The 20289-nt window shown below is 67.9% G+C and carries 21 protein-coding genes; 16 read left to right on the top strand and 5 right to left on the bottom strand.

The window, feature by feature from the left end:
• The first annotated feature begins 76 nt into the window (after positions 1–76).
• The 3 genes from BLP83_RS01875 to BLP83_RS01885 are packed head-to-tail and all read left to right on the top strand — an operon-like array spanning position 77 to position 1967.
• Entirely contained in the window at positions 77–487 is a 411-nt protein-coding gene (locus BLP83_RS01875) for a ketosteroid isomerase-related protein (protein WP_091238100.1), read from the top strand.
• Positions 487–1086 carry a GNAT family N-acetyltransferase gene (locus tag BLP83_RS01880; RefSeq protein ID WP_091238102.1) on the top strand — a complete coding sequence of 200 codons (600 nt, stop codon included), beginning with the start codon at positions 487–489 and terminating at the stop codon, positions 1084–1086. The genes BLP83_RS01875 and BLP83_RS01880 overlap by 1 nt, the downstream gene beginning before the upstream one ends.
• Positions 1086–1967, top strand: coding sequence for a carbon-nitrogen hydrolase family protein (locus BLP83_RS01885; protein WP_091238104.1), 882 nt, complete (start codon positions 1086–1088; stop codon positions 1965–1967). The genes BLP83_RS01880 and BLP83_RS01885 overlap by 1 nt, the downstream gene beginning before the upstream one ends.
• A 210-nt stretch (positions 1968–2177) precedes the next feature.
• Here BLP83_RS01885 and BLP83_RS01890 read toward each other — a convergent pair whose 3' ends face one another.
• A complete protein-coding gene (locus BLP83_RS01890) occupies positions 2178–2609 on the bottom strand; it encodes a YkgJ family cysteine cluster protein (RefSeq protein WP_091238106.1) in 432 nt (143 codons plus the stop codon).
• Positions 2610–2904: 295 nt separating this feature from the next.
• On the opposite strand from BLP83_RS01890, the gene BLP83_RS01895 reads away from it, so the two are divergent.
• The 5 genes from BLP83_RS01895 to prpE all read left to right on the top strand — a co-directional run bounded on the left by BLP83_RS01895 (position 2905) and on the right by prpE (position 8342).
• Positions 2905–3462, top strand: coding sequence for a putative metalloprotease CJM1_0395 family protein (locus BLP83_RS01895; protein ID WP_218121167.1), 558 nt, complete (start codon positions 2905–2907; stop codon positions 3460–3462).
• A gap of 167 nt (positions 3463–3629) precedes the next feature.
• Positions 3630–4829 (top strand): aminotransferase class I/II-fold pyridoxal phosphate-dependent enzyme, encoded by a 1200-nt coding sequence (locus BLP83_RS01900; protein ID WP_091238110.1) that lies wholly within the window; start codon positions 3630–3632, stop codon positions 4827–4829.
• Positions 4826–5182 carry a glutaredoxin family protein gene (locus tag BLP83_RS01905; protein WP_091238112.1) on the top strand — a complete coding sequence of 119 codons (357 nt, stop codon included), beginning with the start codon at positions 4826–4828 and terminating at the stop codon, positions 5180–5182. Before BLP83_RS01900 ends, BLP83_RS01905 begins: the two co-directional genes overlap by 4 nt.
• Before the next feature lie 69 nt (positions 5183–5251).
• A complete protein-coding gene (locus BLP83_RS01910) occupies positions 5252–6238 on the top strand; it encodes a malate dehydrogenase (protein WP_091238114.1) in 987 nt (328 codons plus the stop codon).
• A 211-nt stretch (positions 6239–6449) separates the two neighbouring features.
• Positions 6450–8342, top strand: a complete 1893-nt coding sequence (gene prpE, locus BLP83_RS01915) for a propionate--CoA ligase (protein ID WP_091238116.1) — start codon at positions 6450–6452, stop codon at positions 8340–8342.
• An 80-nt stretch (positions 8343–8422) separates the two neighbouring features.
• Here the strand turns inward: prpE and BLP83_RS01920 are convergent, their stop codons facing one another.
• Together BLP83_RS01920 and BLP83_RS01925 are read right to left on the bottom strand one after the other, a co-directional pair.
• Positions 8423–8869 carry a cell wall hydrolase gene (locus tag BLP83_RS01920; RefSeq protein WP_091238119.1) on the bottom strand — a complete coding sequence of 149 codons (447 nt, stop codon included), beginning with the start codon at positions 8867–8869 and terminating at the stop codon, positions 8423–8425.
• A gap of 357 nt (positions 8870–9226) precedes the next feature.
• Positions 9227–11251, bottom strand: coding sequence for an NADPH-dependent 2,4-dienoyl-CoA reductase (locus BLP83_RS01925; protein WP_091238121.1), 2025 nt, complete (start codon positions 11249–11251; stop codon positions 9227–9229).
• A 316-nt stretch (positions 11252–11567) separates the two neighbouring features.
• Here BLP83_RS01925 and BLP83_RS01930 point away from each other — a divergent pair, with 316 nt between their 5' ends.
• Both BLP83_RS01930 and BLP83_RS01935 read left to right on the top strand, forming a co-directional pair.
• The gene (locus BLP83_RS01930) at positions 11568–12650 is read left to right on the top strand and encodes an OmpA family protein (protein WP_091238123.1); all 1083 of its coding nucleotides are present in this window, start codon (positions 11568–11570) and stop codon (positions 12648–12650) included.
• A 206-nt stretch (positions 12651–12856) separates the two neighbouring features.
• Positions 12857–13882 (top strand): isoaspartyl peptidase/L-asparaginase family protein, encoded by a 1026-nt coding sequence (locus BLP83_RS01935; RefSeq protein WP_091238126.1) that lies wholly within the window; start codon positions 12857–12859, stop codon positions 13880–13882.
• A gap of 102 nt (positions 13883–13984) precedes the next feature.
• Here the strand turns inward: BLP83_RS01935 and BLP83_RS01940 are convergent, their stop codons facing one another.
• Together BLP83_RS01940 and BLP83_RS01945 are read right to left on the bottom strand one after the other, a co-directional pair.
• Entirely contained in the window at positions 13985–14992 is a 1008-nt protein-coding gene (locus tag BLP83_RS01940; RefSeq protein WP_091238128.1) for a TIGR00266 family protein, read from the bottom strand.
• An 11-nt stretch (positions 14993–15003) separates the two neighbouring features.
• Positions 15004–15684: a DUF533 domain-containing protein gene (locus BLP83_RS01945; RefSeq protein WP_091238130.1), complete on the bottom strand. Its 681-nt coding sequence runs from the start codon at positions 15682–15684 to the stop codon at positions 15004–15006.
• Between the two features lie 181 nt (positions 15685–15865).
• Between BLP83_RS01945 and BLP83_RS01950 the strand changes: the two genes are divergently transcribed.
• The 6 genes from BLP83_RS01950 to BLP83_RS01975 all read left to right on the top strand — a co-directional run bounded on the left by BLP83_RS01950 (position 15866) and on the right by BLP83_RS01975 (position 20250).
• Entirely contained in the window at positions 15866–16252 is a 387-nt protein-coding gene (locus BLP83_RS01950; protein WP_091238133.1) for a diacylglycerol kinase, read from the top strand.
• A 40-nt stretch (positions 16253–16292) separates the two neighbouring features.
• Positions 16293–17492, top strand: coding sequence for a class I SAM-dependent rRNA methyltransferase (locus BLP83_RS01955; protein WP_091238136.1), 1200 nt, complete (start codon positions 16293–16295; stop codon positions 17490–17492).
• A gap of 4 nt (positions 17493–17496) precedes the next feature.
• Positions 17497–18369 carry a prolipoprotein diacylglyceryl transferase gene (lgt, locus tag BLP83_RS01960; protein ID WP_091238139.1) on the top strand — a complete coding sequence of 291 codons (873 nt, stop codon included), beginning with the start codon at positions 17497–17499 and terminating at the stop codon, positions 18367–18369.
• A gap of 21 nt (positions 18370–18390) precedes the next feature.
• A complete protein-coding gene (locus BLP83_RS01965; protein ID WP_091238141.1) occupies positions 18391–19185 on the top strand; it encodes a thymidylate synthase in 795 nt (264 codons plus the stop codon).
• Complete coding sequence (locus BLP83_RS01970; RefSeq protein WP_091238144.1) at positions 19182–19685, top strand: dihydrofolate reductase; 504 nt, start codon at positions 19182–19184, stop codon at positions 19683–19685. Before BLP83_RS01965 ends, BLP83_RS01970 begins: the two co-directional genes overlap by 4 nt.
• A gap of 115 nt (positions 19686–19800) precedes the next feature.
• Positions 19801–20250: an Hsp20/alpha crystallin family protein gene (locus tag BLP83_RS01975; protein WP_091238147.1), complete on the top strand. Its 450-nt coding sequence runs from the start codon at positions 19801–19803 to the stop codon at positions 20248–20250.
• Positions 20251–20289: the final 39 nt, after the last annotated feature.

Raw genomic sequence — 20289 nt, forward strand, 5'->3', positions numbered from 1 at the left:
ACGGTGGATGAGGACCCACCCTATCTCCAATCCCCAATCCCCAATCCCGAATCCCGAATCCCCAATCCCGAATCCCATGCCGAACACCGACACCCTCGACCTGATCGACCGCTACTACGCCGCTTTCAATCGCGGCGACCGCGAGACCCTGCTCGCCCTGCTGTCCGAGAACGTGGTCCACGACCTCAACCAGGGCGCCCGCGAAACTGGCCGCGAGGCTTTCCGCGCCTTCATGCAGCGCATGGATCGCTGCTACGCCGAGCAGCTCACCGATATCGTGGTGATGGCCTCGGCCGACGGCCGACGCGCGGCCGCCGAGTACGTCGTGCACGGCGAGTACAAGGCCGACGATGAGGGCCTGCCGCCGGCCCGCGGCCAGCGCTATGTGCTGCCGGGGGGGGCCTTCTTCGAGATCGAGAACGGCTGCATCACCCGCGTCACCAACTACTACAACCTGCAGGACTGGATCGCGCAGGTGCAGGCCTGATGGGCGTCGAGCTGCGCTGCCTGCGGCCCGCCGAGTACGCGCGCCACACGGCCGACGTGGCGCGCCTGCGCATCGAGGTGTTCCGCGCGTTTCCCTACCTCTACGACGGTGACGTCGGCTACGAGGAGCGCTACCTCGACACCTACGCGCAGTCGGCCGACAGCCTGTGGGTGCTGGCGCTGGACGACGAGCGCGTGGTCGGCGCCAGCACCGGCTTGCCGTTGGCAGATGAAGACGCTGCGTTCAAGCAGCCCTTCATCGAGCGCGGCATCGACCCGCAGCGGGTCTTCTACTTCGGCGAGTCGGTGCTGCTGCCGGCCTATCGCGGGCTGGGCCTTGGGCATCGCTTCTTCGATGCGCGCGAAGCGCATGCACGCGCGCTGGGGCGCTTCGACTGGATGGCGTTCGCTGCCGTCGACCGCGCCGCTGATGACCCGCGTCGCCCTCCAGACCATCGCGACAATGATGCGTTCTGGGCCAAGCGCGGTTACCAGCGCCAGCCCGGTATGGGCTTTCGCCTGAGCTGGAAGGAGCTGGGCGAGTCCGACGAGAGCGAGAAGCCGCTGACCTACTGGCTGCGCGCGCTGGAGGCCGGCTGATGCGCGTCGCTGTCGCCGCCTATCCGCTGGAAACGATCGCGAGCTTCGAGGCCTGGGCCGACAAGCAGCGCCGACTGCTGGGCGAGGCCAAGGCCCTGGGCGCCGATCTGGCTGTGCTGCCGGAGTACCTGTCGCTGGAGCTGGCAGGTTTCCAGCCCGCCGCCGTGCGCGAGGACTTCGCCGCTTCGCTGGAGGCGCTGCAGGCTCTTTTCGAGCCCTGGCAGACGCTGCATGTGGAACTTGCCCGCGCGCTCGACCTGCACATCCAGGCCGGCACCTTCCTGCTGCGCCAGCCGAATGGCCGCTATCGCAACCGCGCCTTCTGGTTCACGCCTTCGGGCGAAGTGCACTGGCAGGACAAGCTCCAACTCACCGGCTTCGAAAAGGCCAGCGACCTGATCGAGCCCGGCGACGCGCTCAAGGTCTTCGATCTCGACGGCCTGCGCGTCGGCATCGCGGTCTGCTACGACAGCGAGTTCCCGCTGCCGGTGCGCGCCCAGCGCGAGGCCGGCGCCCGCCTCCTGCTGGTGCCGAGCTGCACTGATACGCCGGCCGGCGCGACCCGGGTGCGCACCGGCTGCATGGCGCGCGCGTTGGAGAACCGCATGCTCGTTGCGCGTGCAGTCACCGCCGGCGAACTGCCCTGGAGCCCGGCGCTCGACACCAATACCGGCGAGGCCGCGATCTACGCGCCGATGGATGTGGGTCTTCCGGCCGACGGTGTGCTGGTCGTCAATGCGCCCGGCGAGACCTGGGCCGTGGCCGAGCTGCCGCTGTCGCGGCTTGAGCGCGCGGCTTCGAAATCACAGGTGGCCGTGGATTCGGATTGGCCGCAGCAGCTGCGGCCCGGAGTGCTGCGGGCCGAGGTGCGGGTCCTGTAAGCCCATCGCTTTCATGGTCTGCGCCCGCGCGGACTGCTGGATCGCGTTCGGTGCGGCTGCGCCGGCGGTACTGCGAGGCATGCGAGGGTCACGCCCATCCAGCTTCATTTGCAGGCAAGCGCGTGCCGCTGCAGCTTCGGGCCGGCCAGCAACCGGAAATCCGGGGCAGAGCGGCGGGAGCCGTGTCGGGGCGGCGGCGGTTGCAGACACTCACTCGCCAGCGAGAACCCCCGCCGGCCTGCCCGGAGCGGAGGCGCGCCCGGCCCAGTCCGCGGGTGTGAGCGGCATGAGCCCATGGCGCAAACGTGCCCGATCGCACGCCGGGCTCGGTCTGCCGTCTTCCCAGGCGGGCATGAGCTCGTGGCAGGGCGAGGGGCGGTGGGCGTATTGGCTGCAGTGGGCGTCCTCGCCGACCGTGCCGCGCAGTGCGACGCAGCGCGGCGCGGGCTGGTCGGTGCCGAGCATTGCGACCCGCAAGGGATCGAGCTTCCGCGTCAGTGATTCAGGGATTCCGTCCGGCGTGTGCGGTGCGGTCTCCGCCCAGTAGAACGCGACCCGGTAGCTGGCGCAGCAGGCGCCACAGCGCAGGCAGGGGTGGCGGGGCAGGGTGGATTCCGAGCGCGGGCGGGCGTCAGTGGCCATCGGCGGGCGTATCCAAGAAGTGCGTGCCGGTGCCGCGCAACTGTGGGCGGGCCTCGAGGTTTCAAGCCGAACGCTTCCGCCAGTCTTGCCGATGCCGCTGGTTTCGGGCGCCGGAGCCAGGGCGACCGCGCTTGCCCAGCGGGCTGGCAGCGGCGGTCGATGGGCCTCCGGGCCGCTTGCCCGTGGGCCGATCCGGCGCGATCCTTGGCGGCGATGCCGAGCCGCGGCCACGCCCGCGGCCGGCAGGCCCGAGACTGAACGCCGCTCCGTCGAGGCTGCCGGACCGATGCAGCTGTTGCCCACTTCCGCCGCACGCTTCGTACCCGCCGCGGCCAGCGCCAGTCCGGCGCCGAGTGGCGGCGCGCGCGCGCCGGTTTCCGAGGTCCAGGGCGTATCGCCCACTGCCAGCGGCCCAGGGCGTGGGGAGACCAGCGATCCGCTGCAGGATCCGGCGGTCCAGCGGGTGATCGCCGAGCTGGCGGCCCGTGACCGCGAGGTGCGGGCCCACGAGCAGGCCCATGTGGCTGCAGGGGGCGAGCTGATCACTTCGGGCCCCAGCTACACCTACCAGACCGGCCCCGACCGCCGACGTTACGCTGTCGGCGGCGAGGTCGGCATCGACACCTCGCCGGTGCGCGGCGATCCCGAGGCGACGCTGGACAAGGCCGCGCGCATCGTCGCCGCAGCCTTGGCGCCGGCCCAGCCCTCGCCGCAGGATTACCGCGTGGCAGCGCAGGCCAACCAGATGGCCTCGCAGGCGCGTGTCGACATCGCGCTGGCGCGTGCGCGTCAGGCCTACGGCGAGGTTGCCTCCGTGGGTCCTGCGCAGGCCGCTTTCTCGGTGCGCGCCTGAGGCCATCCACCGCGCGTGAGCTGCTCCGCCCCCGACTTTCGCCGCATGCCGTCGGGCCGGTCGTGACCGGCCTGCGTGCTAGACTTCGGCGGTTTTCTGCCCGCGCCTGCCTCGCTTCGGTAGAAGTCGCGCACGCGGCCGGGTTGGCCCACCACACGAGGGTGCACATGCCCAAGCTTGCCCAGCGCATGGGGCGCGCCAAGCCCAGCGCGATCATGCAGATCGTCGAGAAGACCCGGCAGATGAAAGCCGCTGGCCGCGAGGTCATCAGCTTCTCGATCGGCGTTCCGAATTTCCTGCCCGGCCCGCACGTGTACGCGGCTGCGCGCGAGGCCCTGGAGCACGACAGCGGCCAGTACGGCAGCAATCGCGGGCCGGATGCGCTGCTCGATGCCTTCCTGAAGCACATCGAGGCGGCCGGCCTCACCGGTTACCAGCGCAAGCACTGCGCCACCGGCATCGGCGCCAAGCACATCCTCTACAACCTGGCCGAAGCCTTGCTCGATCCGGGCGACGAGATCGTCTTTCCCTCGCCCTACTGGACCACCTACGCCGACATCGCCGAGATCGTCGGTGCGCGCGCCACGGCCCTGCCTTGCCCGTCCAGCCAGAACTACAAGCTGACGCCGGAGCAGCTGGATGGCGCGCTGGCGCGCGGGCCCAAGGTGTTTCTGTTCAACAACCCGTCCAACCCGACCGGCATGGTCTACAGCAGCGACGAGATCGCCGCCATCGCCGACGTGGTGGCGCGCCATCCGGACGTGTGGATGATCTGCGACGACATCTACCACCGCATGGTGTTCAGCGGGCAGAGCTACCACAACGTGCTGCACTTCCGGCCTGAGCTGGCGGACCGCGTGATCTTCGTCGACTCGCTGTCCAAGACCTATGGCATGCCGGGCTGGCGTGTCGGTTTCATGGCTGGCCCTGAGTCGGTCGCGCAGGCGCTGACCACACTCAACTCCAACCACATCACCAACGTGCCCGAAGTGGTGATCGCTGCCGCCATCGCCGCGCTGTCCGGCCCGCAGGACGTGCCGGCGGCGAAGGTGCGCGAGTTCGAGGCCAAGCGCGACCAGGTGCTGGCGGCATTGGCGCAGATCCCGGGCGTGATCTGCCCGAAGCCCGAGGGCGCCTTCTACGTCTTCCCCGACATCGCCTGCGCCTTCGGCCGCCGGCACGGCGATCGGGTGATCGCCGACGACGTCGACTTCTGTGCTGCGCTGCTCGAAGCCAAGGGCGTGGCCTGCGTGCCCGGCTCGGCCTTCGGCGAACCCCGCGCCTTGCGCATCTCCTACACCTGTCCGGATGCTCAGCTCACCGAGGGCTTGAAGCGCATCCAGGCCTTCTTCGCGGAGTTGGCGTGAGCGGACGCGTCTGGCTCGTCCTGCTCGCGCTGCTGGTGGCCTTCGGCGTCTGGCGGTCGGAGTGGTCGACCCAGGCGGCGCTCGACAGCCTGCCCGGCGCTGGCGACCCCAGCCGCGTGGTGATGGTCAGCGCCGAGTGGTGCGGCTACTGCCAGAAGCAGCTGGCCGAGTTCCGCTCGGCCGGCGTGCGTTTTACCGAGCTCGACTTCGACACCGCCGCCGGACGCGAGGCGGTCGAGGCTCTGGGCGGTCGCGGCGTGCCGATGACGGTCATTGGCGACGAGATCATCCACGGTTACAACCGGCCGGCGCTGCAGCAGCATCTCGCGGCGGTCGGCTACGAGATGCGCTGAGGCCGCGCGGCCTCGGCGATGCGTGTCCCGACGTTCCACCCACCCCAGAAGACGACACAGGACCCTCCCATGAAGACCCCCGTCCGCGTTGCAGTCACCGGCGCCGCCGGCCAGATCGGCTACTCCCTGCTGTTCCGCATCGCCTCCGGCGAGATGCTGGGCAAGGACCAGCCCGTGATCCTGCAGATGCTCGAGCTGCCGATGGAGAAGGCCCAGGCCGCGCTCCGTGGCGTGATGATGGAGCTCGAAGACTGCGCCTTCCCACTGCTGGCCGGCATGGTTGGCACCGATGATCCGGAGGTCGCCTTCAAGGACGCCGATGTGGCCCTGCTGGTCGGTGCCATGCCGCGCGGCCCGGGCATGGAGCGCAAGGACCTGCTGCTGAAGAACGCCGAGATCTTCACCGTGCAGGGCCGCGCCCTGAACAAGGTCGCCTCGCGCAACGTGAAGGTGCTGGTCGTTGGCAACCCGGCCAACACCAATGCCTACATCGCCATGAAGTCGGCACCGGATCTCGATCCGAAGAACTTCACCGCGATGCTGCGTCTCGACCACAACCGCGCCCTGTCGCAGCTCGCGACCAAGGCCGGCGTGGCCGTGGCCGACATCGAAAAGCTGGTGGTGTGGGGCAACCACAGCCCGACCATGTATCCGGACTACCGCTTCGCCACCGCCGGCGGCGCCTCGCTGAAGGACAAGGTGGCCGACGAGGCTTGGAACCGCGAGACCTTCATCCCCAAGGTCGGCAAGCGCGGAGCGGCGATCATCGAGGCGCGTGGCCTGTCGTCGGCAGCGTCCGCGGCCAATGCCGCCATCGACCACATCCGTGACTGGGTGCTGGGCACGAACGGCAAGTGGGTGACCATGGGCATTCCGTCCGACGGCAGCTACGGCATCCCGAAGGATGTGATGTTCGGCTACCCGGTGACCTGCAAGGACGGCAAGTACGAGATCGTGCAGGGCCTGGCCATTGACGAGTTCTCGCAGGAGCGCATCAACTTCACGCTCAACGAGCTCGAGGAAGAGCGCGCCGGCGTCGCCCACCTGCTGGGCTGAAGCCTGCACCGAAGTTGTCCCAGGAAAGGGCGGCCCACGGGCCGCCCTTTTCGCTTCCGGCGCGGCTGGGTCCCGGACTCTACCCTGCCCCGAACTGCCCTTACGAATCCCGAATCCCCAATCTCCAATCCCGGCTCTTACCGACCAACGTCGACAGGCGCCGGCTGCCGCATCCGTCTAGGCTTCGTGAGTCCCCCGCGGAGCATCGGCCATGCGTTACGACGACCTCTATCGTCACTCGATCGAACAGCCCGAGGACTTCTGGGCGGAGGCCGCCAAGGCCATCGACTGGGAGACCCAGCCCCAGCAGATCCTCGATGACTCTAAGCCGCCGTTCCGGCGCTGGTTTGTCGGCGGACGCACCAACCTTTGCCATAACGCCATCGACCGTCATCTGGCGGCCCGTCCGGATCAACCTGCTTTGATCGCTGTCTCGACCGAGACAGGTCTCCGCCAGACCTGGACCTATGCCCAGCTCTACCGGGCCGTGAGCCAGTGCGCGGCGACGATCCGTTCGCTCGGCGTGGGCGAGGGCGACCGCGTGGTGATCTACATGCCCAACACCGGCGAGGCGGTCATCGCGATGCTGGCCTGTGCGCGGATTGGCGCGATCCACTCGGTGGTGTTCGGCGGTTTTGCCGCGCACAACCTCGCCCTGCGCATCGACGATGCTCAGCCCAAACTGCTGATCTGCGCCGATGCCGGCATGCGCTCGGGCAAGGTGATCCGCTACAAGCCGCTGGTCGATGCCGCGATCGCCGAGGCGAAGCATCCTCCGGCGCATGTGCTGGTGATGAACCGCGGGCTCGATGGCGATATGCCGCGCACGCAGGGGCGTGACGTCGACTATGCCGAGGCCTCCGCAGCCTTCGCCGAGACCGAGGTTCCGGTGGTCTGGCGTGAGAGCAACGCGCCCAGCTACCTGCTCTACACCTCGGGTACCACCGGCAAGCCCAAGGGCGTGCAGCGCGATACCGGCGGCTATGCAGTGGCGCTGGCGCTGTCGATGCGCACCGTCTTCGATGTCGGGGCGGGCCAGGTGATGTTCTCGACCTCGGACGTCGGCTGGGTGGTGGGGCATTCCTACATCGTCTACGGGCCGCTGATCGTCGGCGCCACGACGATCGTCTACGAGGGCCTGCCGACCACGCCCGATCCCGGCATCTGGTGGGAGCTCTGCGCACAGTACGGGGTGCGCACCCTGTTCTCTTCGCCAACCGCGGTGCGCGTGCTGAAGAAGCAGGACCCTTCCTGGCTCAGCAAGCACGACCTGTCAGCGCTGAAGTGGCTGTTCCTCGCCGGTGAGCCGCTCGATGAGCCCACTGCGCGCTGGATCAACGACGCGCTGGGCGTGCCGGTGATCGACAACTACTGGCAGACCGAAACCGGCTGGCCGGTGTTGTGCCTGCAGCCGGGGCTTGAGCTCAAGCCCACCAAGTTCGGTTCGCCCGGCCTGCCCAACCTCGGCTTCAATCTGAAGCTGATCAATGAAGTCAGCGGAGAGCCCTGCGGCGCGGGCGAGAAGGGCGTGCTGGCGATCGTGCCGCCGCTGCCGCCTGGCTGCCTCAGCACCGTCTGGGGCGACGACGCGCGCTTCCTCTCCAGCTACTTCAGTCATTTCAAGGAGCTGCTCTACAGCTCGCTGGACTGGGCGATCCGCGATGAAGACGGCTACTACTTCATCCTCGGCCGCACCGATGACGTCATCAACGTCGCCGGGCACCGCTTGGGAACCCGCGAGATCGAGGAATCCGTGTCGGGATGCGGGGTGGTTGCCGAGGCCGCGGTGATCGGAGCGGCCGATGAGCTGAAGGGCCAGGTGCCGGTGGTGTTCGCCACGCTCAAGGGCGGCGATGCCGCTGATCGCCGTGCGGCCGCCGACGCGATGATGCGTCAGGTGGTGGAACAGTTGGGGGCCGTCGCGAAGCCTGCGCGCGTGTATGTGGTGGAGGCGCTGCCCAAGACGCGCTCGGGCAAGCTGCTCAGGCGCTCCTTGCAGGCGCTTGTCGAAAGCCGTGACCCTGGGGACCTGTCGACGCTCGATGACCCTTCCGCGCTGGAAGCCATTCGTTCTGCGCTGAAGCGAGGGCCGGACCTCGGCTGAGCTGTGCCTGACAGCAAAAATGACAACGGCGACCCTGGATGGGGTCGCCGTTCGGCAAGCTGTCCGAATAGCTCGGTCAGCTAAAGCTCGTACACGCTGTAGAACGCGTGATCACCGATCAGTGCCACCGGAGTGCCCTGGGCCCAATTGGGACGCTTTGCCAGATCGTTCACCAGGAAGTGGCTGGCTCCGGGAACGACTTGGCGCCTGGACTCGCTCGGATTGCGCCAGTCGCGCATGGCATCGAAAGCCACCGCGGCCGCCCGGTCCCAGGCCTTAGGATTCTTGATCACGAACTTGCCCGAAACCAGCGTTGGCGCGAATTGGCGAGGCGAGGTCACCACCGAGCACACGGAGTCGCCCCAGCGACCGTCTTCGAGGCGACGAAGCGCGACTTCAGCAACGGCCCGCTGGCCGAGAATCGACTGGTTGCGGGCTTCAAGGTAGATGGTGGTCGTGAGGCACAGCGGGTCGGCGACCGGCTGCGGCAACACGTTGGCCAACCAGAGGATCCAGGCCAGTTTCATGCGGACTCCTGTTCCGTTGCGTCGGAGTTGAGTTCCCGCGCTCGAACACGTCGCGCCTTCTTGAGGTGGCGTCGGGTGCGGTAGCGGGGGAATACGCCGACATGGCGTTGAAGGTCACGCCTGGCGAGGGCAGGAAGGGCGCCTCGTCGCCAGCCGCTTTACGGATGTGAACGTTCGTTGTGCACGATCAACGAGGACGTTCGCGCCCCCGGTTCGGGCCGGGCACCGCGGGGCGGACTGGTGGCGAGAGTACTGCTCAAAAGTAAACGCAGCCTGAATGCTTCCGTTCAGTCCTGAACGAAAGCTGCCTTGCATTTCTGTTCTTCTGAATAGCTATGTGTGGCATGCGGGCCTGCATCAGAGTGCAGCCGCGGCGCGTACGCCCTCCTCGATCGCGCGCTTGGCGTCGACTTCGCCGGCGAGAAGCGCACCGCCAACGAGCTGCGCATGCATGCCGGCTGCGCGCAGTTCGGCATGCAGCGAATTCACCGATTCCTGGCCTGCGCACAGCACGATGTTGTCCACGTCGAGGACTCGTGCTTGCCCTTCGATCTTGCAGTGCAGCCCGCGATCATCGATGCGCAGATACTCGACATCGCTCAGCGCGATGACACCTTTGCTCTTCAATGCGGCCCGATGCACCCAGCCCGTGGTTTTGTTGAGGCGCGCGCCGGGTTTGCCACTGCTGCGCTGGAGCAGCCATACCTCGCGAGGCGAGGGTTCAGGCTGTGGCGCCTTGAGGCCGCCACTTCCGGTATAGGTGAGGTCGACGCCCCACTCGTCCAGCCAGCGCGCCGGTTCGAGCGTCGGTGAAGGATGCGGTGTGGTGAGGAATTCGCAGACATCAAAGCCGATACCGCCGGCACCGATGACGGCGACGCGCTTCCCCACTTTCGCTCCCAGCAGCACATCGGCGTAGCCGAGGACTTTCGGATGATCGATGCCGGGGATGCTCGGCACTCTCGGCCGAACGCCGGTGGCCACGATATGCGCTTCGAACGCTTCGGCCCTGAGTCTTGCTGCGTCTACGCGCACCCCGAGGCGAAGTTCGATGGCGAGTTCCTCGATGCGCGTGCTGAAGTAGCGAAGAGTCTCGTTGAACTCCTCTTTGCCCGGCACCCGCCGTGCAAGATTGAACTGTCCGCCGATCTCCGTTCCCGCTTCAAACAGCACCACCCGGTGGCCGCGTTCGGCGGCGGCGCAGGCCGCGGCGAGGCCAGCGGGACCCGCGCCTATCACGGCGACACGCTTGGGTCGGGCAGCGGGCGTCAGCACGATCTCGGTCTCACGGCAGGCCATGGGGTTGACCAGGCAGCTCGCGGGCTTGTTCTCGAAGACGTGATCGAGGCAGGCCTGGTTGCAGGCGATGCAGGTGTTGATCGCGCGGGCGCGTCCGGCGCGCGCCTTGTTCACCCAGTCAGGGTCGGCGAGCAGCGGGCGTGCCATCGACACCATGTCGGCGACTCCCGAGGCCAGTAGCGACTCCGCGATCTCAGGCGTGTTGATCCGGTTGCTCGTCACCAGCGGCAGCTCGACTTCGCCGCGCAGGCGCGCGGTGATCCCGCTGAAGGCCGCGCGCGGCACCGAAGTGACGATGGTGGGCACACGCGCCTCGTGCCAGCCGATTCCGGTGTTGATGATGCTGGCACCTGCGGCTTCGATCGCCTTGGCGGTCGCGACCACTTCTTCCCACCCGCTGCCGCCATCGACGAGGTCCAGCATCGATAGCCGGTAGATGATGATGAAGTCGCGGCCAAGCGTTTCACGTGTCCGACGCACGATCTCGACCGGGAATCGCATGCGGTTCTCCAGGCTGCCGCCGAAGCCGTCGTTCCGCAGGTTGGTCCGTGGCGCCAGGAACTCGTTGATGAGGTAGCCCTCGGAGCCCATCACCTCGACACCGTCGTAGCCGGCTTCGCGCGCCAGCTGCGCGCAGCGCACGAAGTCTCGGATTTGTGCTTCGACACCGCGCGCGCTCAACGCGCGCGGCTTGAAGGGCGTGATCGGTGCCTTCAGCGCCGACGGAGCGACGGCGAGAGGGTGATAGGCGTAGCGGCCCGCATGCAGGATCTGCATGCAGATATGGGCGCCCTCTGCGTGCACCGCAGACGTGACCTGCCGATGCCGGCGGACTTCCCACGGCCATGAGAGCTTGCCGGCGAAGGGCTTGACCCATCCCGAGATGTTCGGCGCGATACCGCCGGTGACGATCAGGCCGACGCCACCGCGGGCGCGGGCCGCGAAATAGGCCGCAAGCCGCGGGTAGTCACGCGCGCGGTCTTCAAGGCCGGTGTGCATCGAGCCCATCAGGACGCGGTTGCGCAGGCGGACATGGCCCAGATCCAAGGGGCTGAGCAGGTTGGGAAAGGGTGACTGGAACATGCGGCAAGCCCTTCGGGTGCAGGCCCTCACCATGCCCAAGGGGCTTCGGGTGGGCAAGGGTCATGGCCTTGCCGCTGCGTCGACATGTCTGCCGGGCCCTCGGGCTCGCGTGTCTCGCGCTGACCCGGAGGTCCGGCATGGGCCCTGTGAGGGGGCGGAGCTCGCGGCCGTGAATTGCGAACCTCGTTACAAATGCGTTAACTTGGGCGTCATGCTGTCGACTTAGAGTGTCGCCCGCCGCGCCTGCCTTCGTTCGGCGCTTTGCTTGGACGGCCTTCGTCCTCCGTTGCATTCCCGTATCTCCAGGAGAACACCAATGCAGAAGAACCTCCTTTGCTGCGCGCTGCTGGCTGGCGTCGGTTTCGTTGGCGCCGTGAACGCGCAGGACTTCGATGATCGCTGGTATGTCGGCGCGTCCGCCGGGATCGTCGAATTCGACGATGTGCGCGGCTTGAAGGACAACGCCCAGTTCGGCCTGAACTTCGGCAAGTTCTTCACTCCGAACTGGTCGCTCGACGCCGAAGTTGGCTACACCAACCCGCAGCTGCGCGGCAATTCGCTCAACTGGAGCCAGTACGGTCTGGGTCTGACGGGTCGTTACCACTTCCGCGAGGCGGGCGACAACTGGGGCCCCTACCTGGCGCTGGGCGCTGGCCTGTGGCGCCATGAGCGCGAGTTCGAAAGTCCCGTCGGCGCCCCCGGGCAGATCAAGGGCAACAATTTCGCGATGAACCTGGGCGTCGGCATCCAGCGCGACTTCGGCCGCGCCATGGTGCGCGCCGAGTACGGTGCCCGCTTCGACTTCGACAGCGAGAGCGTGGGCAACGAAGACTGGTTCGCCGACCGCGTCATGTCGCTGGGCGTCAGCTTCCCGCTGGGCGCCAAGGCGGAAGCCCCGGTCGAGGCCCCGGCTCCGGCCCCGGCTCCGGCCCCGCAGGTCAGCTGCGCCGATCTGGACGACGACGGCGACGGCGTCAACAACTGCGAAGACAAGTGCCCGAACAGCACCCCCGGCCAGACCGTGGGTCCGGACGGCTGCCCGGTGCCGGTCACCATCGACCTGCGCGGCGTGAACTTCGACTTCGACAAGTCGACTCTGCGCCCGGACGCGGTCGCCACCCTGAACGAAGTCGTTAGCATCCTGCGCCAGTACAGCGATCTGCGCGTGGAAGTGGCCGGCCACACCGACCTCTGCGGTTCGGACGCCTACAACCAGACCCTGTCGCAGGCGCGCGCCCAGGCGGTGTACGACTTCCTGACCAGCAATGGCATCAGCGCTTCGCGTCTGGTCGGCCCGACCGGCTACGGCGAGAGCCGTCCGCTGCAGCCCACCGGCCAGAACCTGCCGGAGTGCAAGAACGAGACGAACCGCCGCACCGAGCTGAACGTGCAGAACTGATCCGCCCGCGCAGCGAGCAACACCCGAAAGCCCGGCCTCGTGCCGGGCTTTCGCTTTTCTTCGTGGCCCCTGGGTTCCTTTTTGCGGGAGGCGGGCGGAACAGGGCTGTCGCGAAGCGGTGTCGGTGGGCGATCCGATAGGCACTTGACCGACAATCCGCGCAGCCGCGATGGTGCCGTCGTCATTCCAAGCCCAGCCCACACGCCATGACTGCTCGTCGCTCGCGTCTCGCTCTTGCACTCACGCTTGCCCTGCCGCTGGCCGCGCAGGCCGATGAAGACCGCTTTGCCCTGGTCATCCACGGCGGTGCAGGCACCCTGACGCGCGAGGCGATCACGCCCGAGATCGATGCCGCCATCCGTGAGGATCTGAATCGCGCGCTGGACGCCGGTGCCGCCGTGCTGTCGCAAGGCGGGGCCAGCCTCGATGCCGTGGTGGCGTCCGTGAAGGTGCTGGAGGACTCGCCCTACTTCAACGCCGGCAAGGGGGCGGTATTCACCCACGAAGGCCACAACGAGCTGGACGCGTCGATCATGGACGGCAGCACGCGCCGTGCCGGCGCGGTCGCGGGGCTGCGCACCGTTCGCAATCCGATCGATCTCGCTCGCCGGGTGATGGACGATTCGCCGCACGTGATGCTGATCGGCGAGGGTGCCGAGCGTTTCGCCCGGGAGCGCGGCATCGAGCGGGTCGACCCGTCCTACTTCCGCACCGAGCAGCGATGGCAGCAGTTGCAGACCGTGCTGGAGCGCGAGAAGGCGCAGGCGGCGATGCCCGCTTCGACCTATTTCGGCACCGTCGGTGCAGTGGCCTTCGATCACGGCGGGCGCATCGCTGCGGCAACCTCGACCGGCGGCATGGTCAACAAGCGCTGGGGCCGCGTCGGCGACGCGCCGATCATCGGCGCCGGCACGTACGCCGATGCGGGCTGCGGCGTCTCCGCCACCGGCTGGGGCGAGTACTTCATCCGCCTCTCGGTGGCCCACGACATCTGCGCGCGAATGCGCTACGGCTGGCAGACGCTGGCGGTTGCCGCCGACGCCGTGCTCCTGGAGGAGGTGCCCAAGCTGGGCGGCGATGGCGGGGTCATCGCCATTGACGGCAAGGGGGCGATCCGCATGCCCTTCAATACCGCAGGCATGTACCGCGGCTGGATTACCGTGGAGGGCGAGCGCGGTGTGGCGATCTTCGCGGACGAGTCCGATCCGGACGGGCGCACAACGCCCAATTAAGCCGACTGAAGCGTCAGCGTTGAAACGTTCTCGGGAGGATCCATCGGCCGAGAACGCGACAGGCGCCGCGGCGACCGCGGCGCCTGTCGCAGTCGAAGGAGCTCAGAAGCCGCGATCGCCGGAGAGCAGACCTCCAAGCCCGCCAAGCACCGAGCCTTCCTCCTTGCTGCCGCCGCGCTGGTAGGCTGCGGCGAACATGCGCCCGGCCATGCGCGAGAAGGGCAGGGACTGCAGCCAGACATGGCCGGGGCCCGTCAGCGTGGCGAGGAACACGCCCTCGCCGCCGAACAGCATCGACTTGATGCCGCCCACCGGCTTGACGTCAAAGCCCACCGTCTGCGAGAGCGCAACCACGCAGCCGGTGTCCACGTCGAGGCGCTCACCCGCCTTGAGCTCGCGCTCGACCACGGTGCCGCCGGCGTGCACGAAGACCTGACCGTCGCCCTCAAGCTTCTGCATGATGAAGCCCTCGCCGCCGAACAGCGCGGTCATGATCTTCTTCTGGAAGAAGATGCCGATGCTGACTCCGCGTGCGGCGCACAGGAAGCTGTCCTTCTGGCAGATCAGGCGGCCGCCGTAGTTCTTCAGCGACAGCGGGATGATGGTGCCCGGGTAGGGCGAGGCAAAGGCGACCTTGGCCTTGCCGCTGCCCGCGTTCGAGAACAGCGTGGTGAACAGGCTCTCGCCGGTGATCACGCGCTTGCCGGCGCCCAGCAGCTTGTCCATGAAGCTGCCGCCCTGGCCGCTGTGGCTGCCGTCGCCGAACACCGTCTCCATCTGGATCTGGGCGTCCTTGAACATCATCGCGCCCGCTTCGGCGACGGCGCTCTCGCCGGGGTCGAGTTCGATCTCGACGAACTGCATGTCGTGGCCGAAGACCTGGTAATCGATTTCGTCGGCGCTGCGCTGCCCGACCGGAGGCGGCGCCACGGGTGCGGCCATCGCCGTGCTGCCTCCGGTGAGTTCGGTGCAGGCGCTGATCGGCATCCATTCGGCGAAGCCCGCGCGCCAGCAATGACCGTTGGGATTCTGCCGCGCCTGCGCGGCGGCGGCGGCGTGGTCGAGCGGGCCGGTCTGCTGGCCGCCGTAGCTGAGGTACCAAGCGTGCATGGGGACGTCCTTTACTGCGGAAGGGAAGCGAACTGCGCGTCGAGCTCGGCGCGCTGCGAATCATCGAGCTTGAGGCCCTCGGCCAGACGCTGCATCCAGCGGCGTTCGGCCTCGGTATCGATGCTGATGGTGATCAGCGCGGCGGCATAGACCTCGGCCGCCAGATGCGCGGGGGTCTGCGCCAGCAGCTCGGGCATGGACAGCGGCTGGGCCAGTTCATGGCGCAGTGCGGCGAGGTCATCGGCGTCGAGGCCCGCGTCCTGGGCGCGACCGAGAATGGCCTCGCGCTCGTTGCCGTCGATCAGACCGTCGGCCGCGGCGGCCGCGATCATGCTGCGGATGACCAGCAGTGCCTCAGGGACCAGCGTCCGCTGCGCATGTATCGGTGCCGGAATGGCGGCCGGCGCCGGCGGTGGTGGCGGGGGAGGCGGTGGGCTCATCGCTGGCAGCGGCTGCGCGGTCGGCGCGGCTGAGGCCGGCGATGTGGACTGGCCCTTGTAGTGCTCCCACGCGGCCATGGCCACGCCGAGCGCGCCGAGGCCAAGCGCTGCCTTCTGGCCCGTGCCCAGGCCGCCCAGGGCGCCGCCGATGCCGCCCCGCGACTTGTACTTCTTGCGGCCGCGATCGCCGCCCAGGGCGCCACCCAGGGCGCCGCCCAGCATCTGCTTCAGTAGTCGCTCGGGGTCGAACATCGTTGCGGTTCTCCGTGGTGGTCAGTGCGGACTCGAGGATGCGCGACGCGCGCGCCGCGGGGCTGTGACGGCCGGTGGCGGATGGTAGCGCCTGCCGGCGCTTCGCCAAGCCGGGCGGGCCGACTACACTATCCGGCCTGCCGCGCCTTCGCGGCCGCTGCAGCCTTGGACCTCGCGACACATGCCTGACCGCGTCAACTCCCTGATCCCACGCGGCCCCGGCGGCATGTGGAAGGCGTTCAAGTGGTCGATGCAGGGCCTGGCGGCGGCGTTCCGGCTGGAAGCCTCCTTCCGTCTCGAGGTTTATCTGTTCGTCGTGCTCGGCCCGCTCGGCCTGTGGCTTGGACAGACGCCGCTGGAGCGCGCGGTGCTGGTCGGCAGCCTGCTGCTCGTGCTGTCGGCGGAACTGCTCAACTCGGCGATCGAGTCGGCCGTTGACCGCATGGGCCCCGAGCACAATGAGTTCGCCGGCCGCGCCAAGGACATGGGCTCGGCCGCGGTCTTCGTGCTGATGATGAACGTACTGCTGTGCTGGGCGCTGCTGCTTCTGCCGCGCGTCTGGCCCTGACCCCGCCGCGCTCCGTGCCGGCATCAAGGAAACCCCCGCAATGACTGCTGCCGATTACCCCGCCCTGATCCTGAAGCGCGGCGAAGACCGCCGACTCCGCGGTGGCCACCTGTGGGTGTTCAGCAACGAGGTCGATGTGGCGCGTTCGCCCTTGACGGCCATGGAAGCCGGCAGTCCGGTCCACGTGCTGGATGCCGGCGGCAAGCCGGTGGGTACCGGCTACGTGAACCCCTCGACGCTGATCTGCGCGCGCCTGCTCGACCGCGGCGGCCATGCGCTGGACCGCTCGCTGCTGGTGCACCGTCTGAACGTGGCCTTGGCCCTGCGCGAGCGTCTTTTCGATACGCCGCATTACCGGCTGGTGTACGGCGAGTCGGACGGTCTGCCCGGTCTCGTCATCGACCGCTTTGGCGATGTCGTGGTCGCACAGCTCGGCACGGCCGGCATGGAACGCATGAAGTCCGCTATCGCGGACGCCGTGCGCAAGGTGCTGAACCCGGCCGCCCTGCTGTTCCGCAACGACGGCGGTGCGCGCGCCATCGAAGGGCTGCCGTCCTACGTCGAAGTGGCTTTCGGCGAGGTGCCGGAGCGGGTCATCGTCGACGAGGGCGGGCTCAAGTTCGCGGTGGACGTGCAGCACGGCCAGAAGACGGGTTGGTTCTTCGACCAGCAGGACAATCGCGATCGTCTGCGCAAGCTGGTGCCGGGCATGCGCGTGCTGGACGTCTTCAGCTATGTCGGCGCCTGGGGCATCCGCGCGGCCGGCTTCGGTGCGCGTGAGGTCACCTGTGTCGATGCCTCGGGCCCGGCCTGCGAGCAGATTGCCGACAACGCCCGCCGCAACGGCTTCGGCGACACCGTCGAAGCGGTCTGCGCCGATGCCTTCGAGTACCTGAAGCAGGCGCGGGCGGAGCGCCGCAAGTGGGACGTGGTGATCCTCGACCCGCCGGCCTTCGTCAAGCGCCGCAAGGATTTCAAGGAAGGCGCGTTGGCCTATCGCCGGATCAACGAGATGGCCATGCAGGTGCTGGAGCGCGACGGTCTGCTGGTGAGCGCGTCCTGCAGCTACCACATGGGCCGCGATGCCCTGCTGGAGGCTATCCAGGCTGGCGCGCGCCATCTCGATCGGCAGGTGCAGGTGCTCTGTAAGCTGCAGCAGTCCGCTGACCATCCCGTGCACGCCGCCATCGTCGAGACAGATTACCTGAAGGGCTACGTCTGCCGCGTGCTGCCGGCCTGATCGCATGAGCGCGTCGAACTTCCACCTCCACCAGATCGACCCGATCGCCGTAAACGTGATCGGCTGGCCCGTGCACTGGTACGGGATCATGTACCTGCTCGCCTTCGGAGCCGCCTGGTGGCTGGGCCGGTTTCGACTGCGGCAGGGCCGCTTTGGCGTCAGCGAGCAGGCCTTCGGCGACCTGATGTTCTACGGCATGCTCGGCGTGGTGCTGGGCGGGCGTCTCGGCTACATCGTGTTCTATGGCTGGCAGCAGGTGCTGGCCGATCCGCTGTCGATCCTGCGCGTGTGGGAGGGCGGCATGAGCTTCCACGGCGGCCTGCTGGGTGTGATGGCAGCCGTCTGGTGGTGGTCGCGCGGGCAGGGGCGCTCGATCTGGGAGACGCTCGACTTCGTCGCACCGCTGGTTCCGCTGGGCCTGCTGTTCGGGCGCATCGGCAACTACATTGGCGGCGAGCTCTGGGGGCGCACCACCGACGTGGCCTGGGCAGTGATCTTTCCGAGCGGACTGCCGCGCGAATATCTGCACCGGCCGGCGGCCGAGCTGCAGCGGCTGCATGCGCAGGGCGCGCTCGATGCGTTTGCCCGACACCCTTCGCAGCTCTATGAAGCCTTCCTCGAAGGCTTGGTGCTGTTTGGTCTGTTGTGGTGGTTCTCGGCCCGGCCGCGCAAGCGCTATGCGGTCTCCGGTGCCTTCGCGCTGGGCTACGGGCTGTTCCGCTTCGCCGTGGAGTTCGTGCGTGAGCCGGACGCCCACATCGGCTACCTCGCCTTCGGCTGGTTCACCATGGGCATGCTGCTGAGTCTTCCCCTGGTGCTGGTCGGGCTGCTGCTGATCGGGCTGTCGCTGCGCGCGGCCACGCCTCGCTCAGCCTGAACAGACATCACGGAGACTCGGATGCAGGCCTATCTCGATCTGCTGCGCCACGTGCTCGAACAGGGCACGGAGAAATCCGACCGCACCGGCACCGGCACTCGCTCGGTGTTCGGCTGGCAGATGCGCTTCGATCTGCGCGAAGGCTTCCCCCTGGTCACCACCAAGAAGCTGCACCTGCGCTCGATCATCCACGAGCTGCTGTGGTTCCTGCGCGGCGAGACCAACATCGCCTACCTCAAGGAGCACAAGGTCAGCATCTGGGACGAGTGGGCGGATGCCGAAGGCGAGCTGGGGCCGGTCTACGGCAAGCAATGGCGAGCCTGGCAGGCCGCTGATGGACGGGTGATCGACCAGATGCGCTGGGTGCTGGACGAGATCCGCCGCAACCCCGATTCGCGCCGGCTGATCGTGTCGGCCTGGAACGTCGGCGAGCTGGAGCAGATGGCGCTGATGCCCTGCCACAGCCTGTTCCAGTTCTACGTCGCGCAAGGGCGGCTGTCCTGCCAGCTCTACCAGCGTTCGGGCGACATCTTCCTGGGCGTGCCCTTCAACATCGCCAGCTATGCGCTGCTGACCCACATGGTGGCCCAGGTCTGCGGGCTCGAGGTCGGCGATTTCGTGCATACCCTCGGCGATGCGCACCTGTACTCGAACCACTTCGAGCAGGCGCGCGAGCAGCTTGCGCGCAGCCCGCGCGCCTTGCCGCGGCTCCGGCTGAACCCCGAAGTGCGCGATCTGTTCGCCTTCCGCTACGAGGACATCGCCATCGAGGGCTATGACCCGCATCCTGCGATCAGGGCTCCGGTGGCGGTGTGAGCCCGCGCATCGAACTGGTCGTCGCGATGGACCGCGCGCGGGCGATCGGCCTCGGCAATGCGTTGCCCTGGTCGCTGCCGGATGACCTCAAGCACTTCAAGGCGCTGACGCTCGGCAAGCCGCTGCTGATGGGCCGCAAGACCGCGGAGTCGCTGGGTCGCGCCCTGCCGGGGCGATTGAACCTGGTGCTCACGCGCAGCGGCCATGCGCCCTTCGAGGGCATGCAGGTGGTCGCCAGCGTTGATGCCGCGCTTGAATCGGCACGCGCGGCCCACGCGGAGGTGCTGATGGTGATTGGCGGCGGCGAGCTGTACGCACAACTGCTGCCGCAGGCGCAGCGCCTGCATCTGACCGAGGTGGACACCCTGGTCGATGGCGCGGACACCTGGTTCCCGGACTTCGATCGGAGCGCCTGGATCGAGCGCGCGCGCAACCGCCATCCGGCGGATGCGCGGCATGCGCACGCGTTCGAGATCGTAGAGCTCGAACGTGAGCCCTGAGCCGGGTTGCTGCTGAACGCGCCCGATTCGCCCGCCCTTGAAATCCTGCGCCGCGCTCGCACTTTTGTCAGCGTTGGCGGCCGCGGTGCCGCCCGTTACCCGCAGGAGTTGAGACATGAGCACGTCCCGCTATCCCTGGGCCGTTCAGAGCGGCCTGCAGAACGAACTGAAGCAGGTGTTCGACCGATTCTTCGGTGAGACCACCGAGGGTGATCAGAGCAATGTGGTGACCAGCCAGTGGGCGCCGCGCGTCGACATCCGCGAGGAGCCGAGCCGCTTCGTGATCGAGGCCGACATTCCGGGCGTCGATCCCAAGGACATCGAGATCCACATGGACAAGGGGATCCTCTCGATCCGCGGAGAGCGCGGCAGCGAGTCCAAGGAAGAAGGCGCGAACTACACCCGCATCGAGCGTTCGCGCGGCAGCTTCTATCGACGCTTCGCCCTGCCGGATACGGCCAACCCCGATGGGATCGAGGCCAAGGGCGCGCACGGCGTGCTGGAGATCGTCATTCCCAAGCGGCCCGAGACCACGCCACGACGGATCTCGGTCAACGCCGGTTGAGGCCGGTCCAGCGGTTAAGCTTGCAGAGCCCGCGGCTGG

Source organism: Aquimonas voraii (assembly GCF_900101825.1).
Classification (GTDB): Bacteria; Pseudomonadota; Gammaproteobacteria; order Xanthomonadales; family Xanthomonadaceae; genus Aquimonas; species Aquimonas voraii.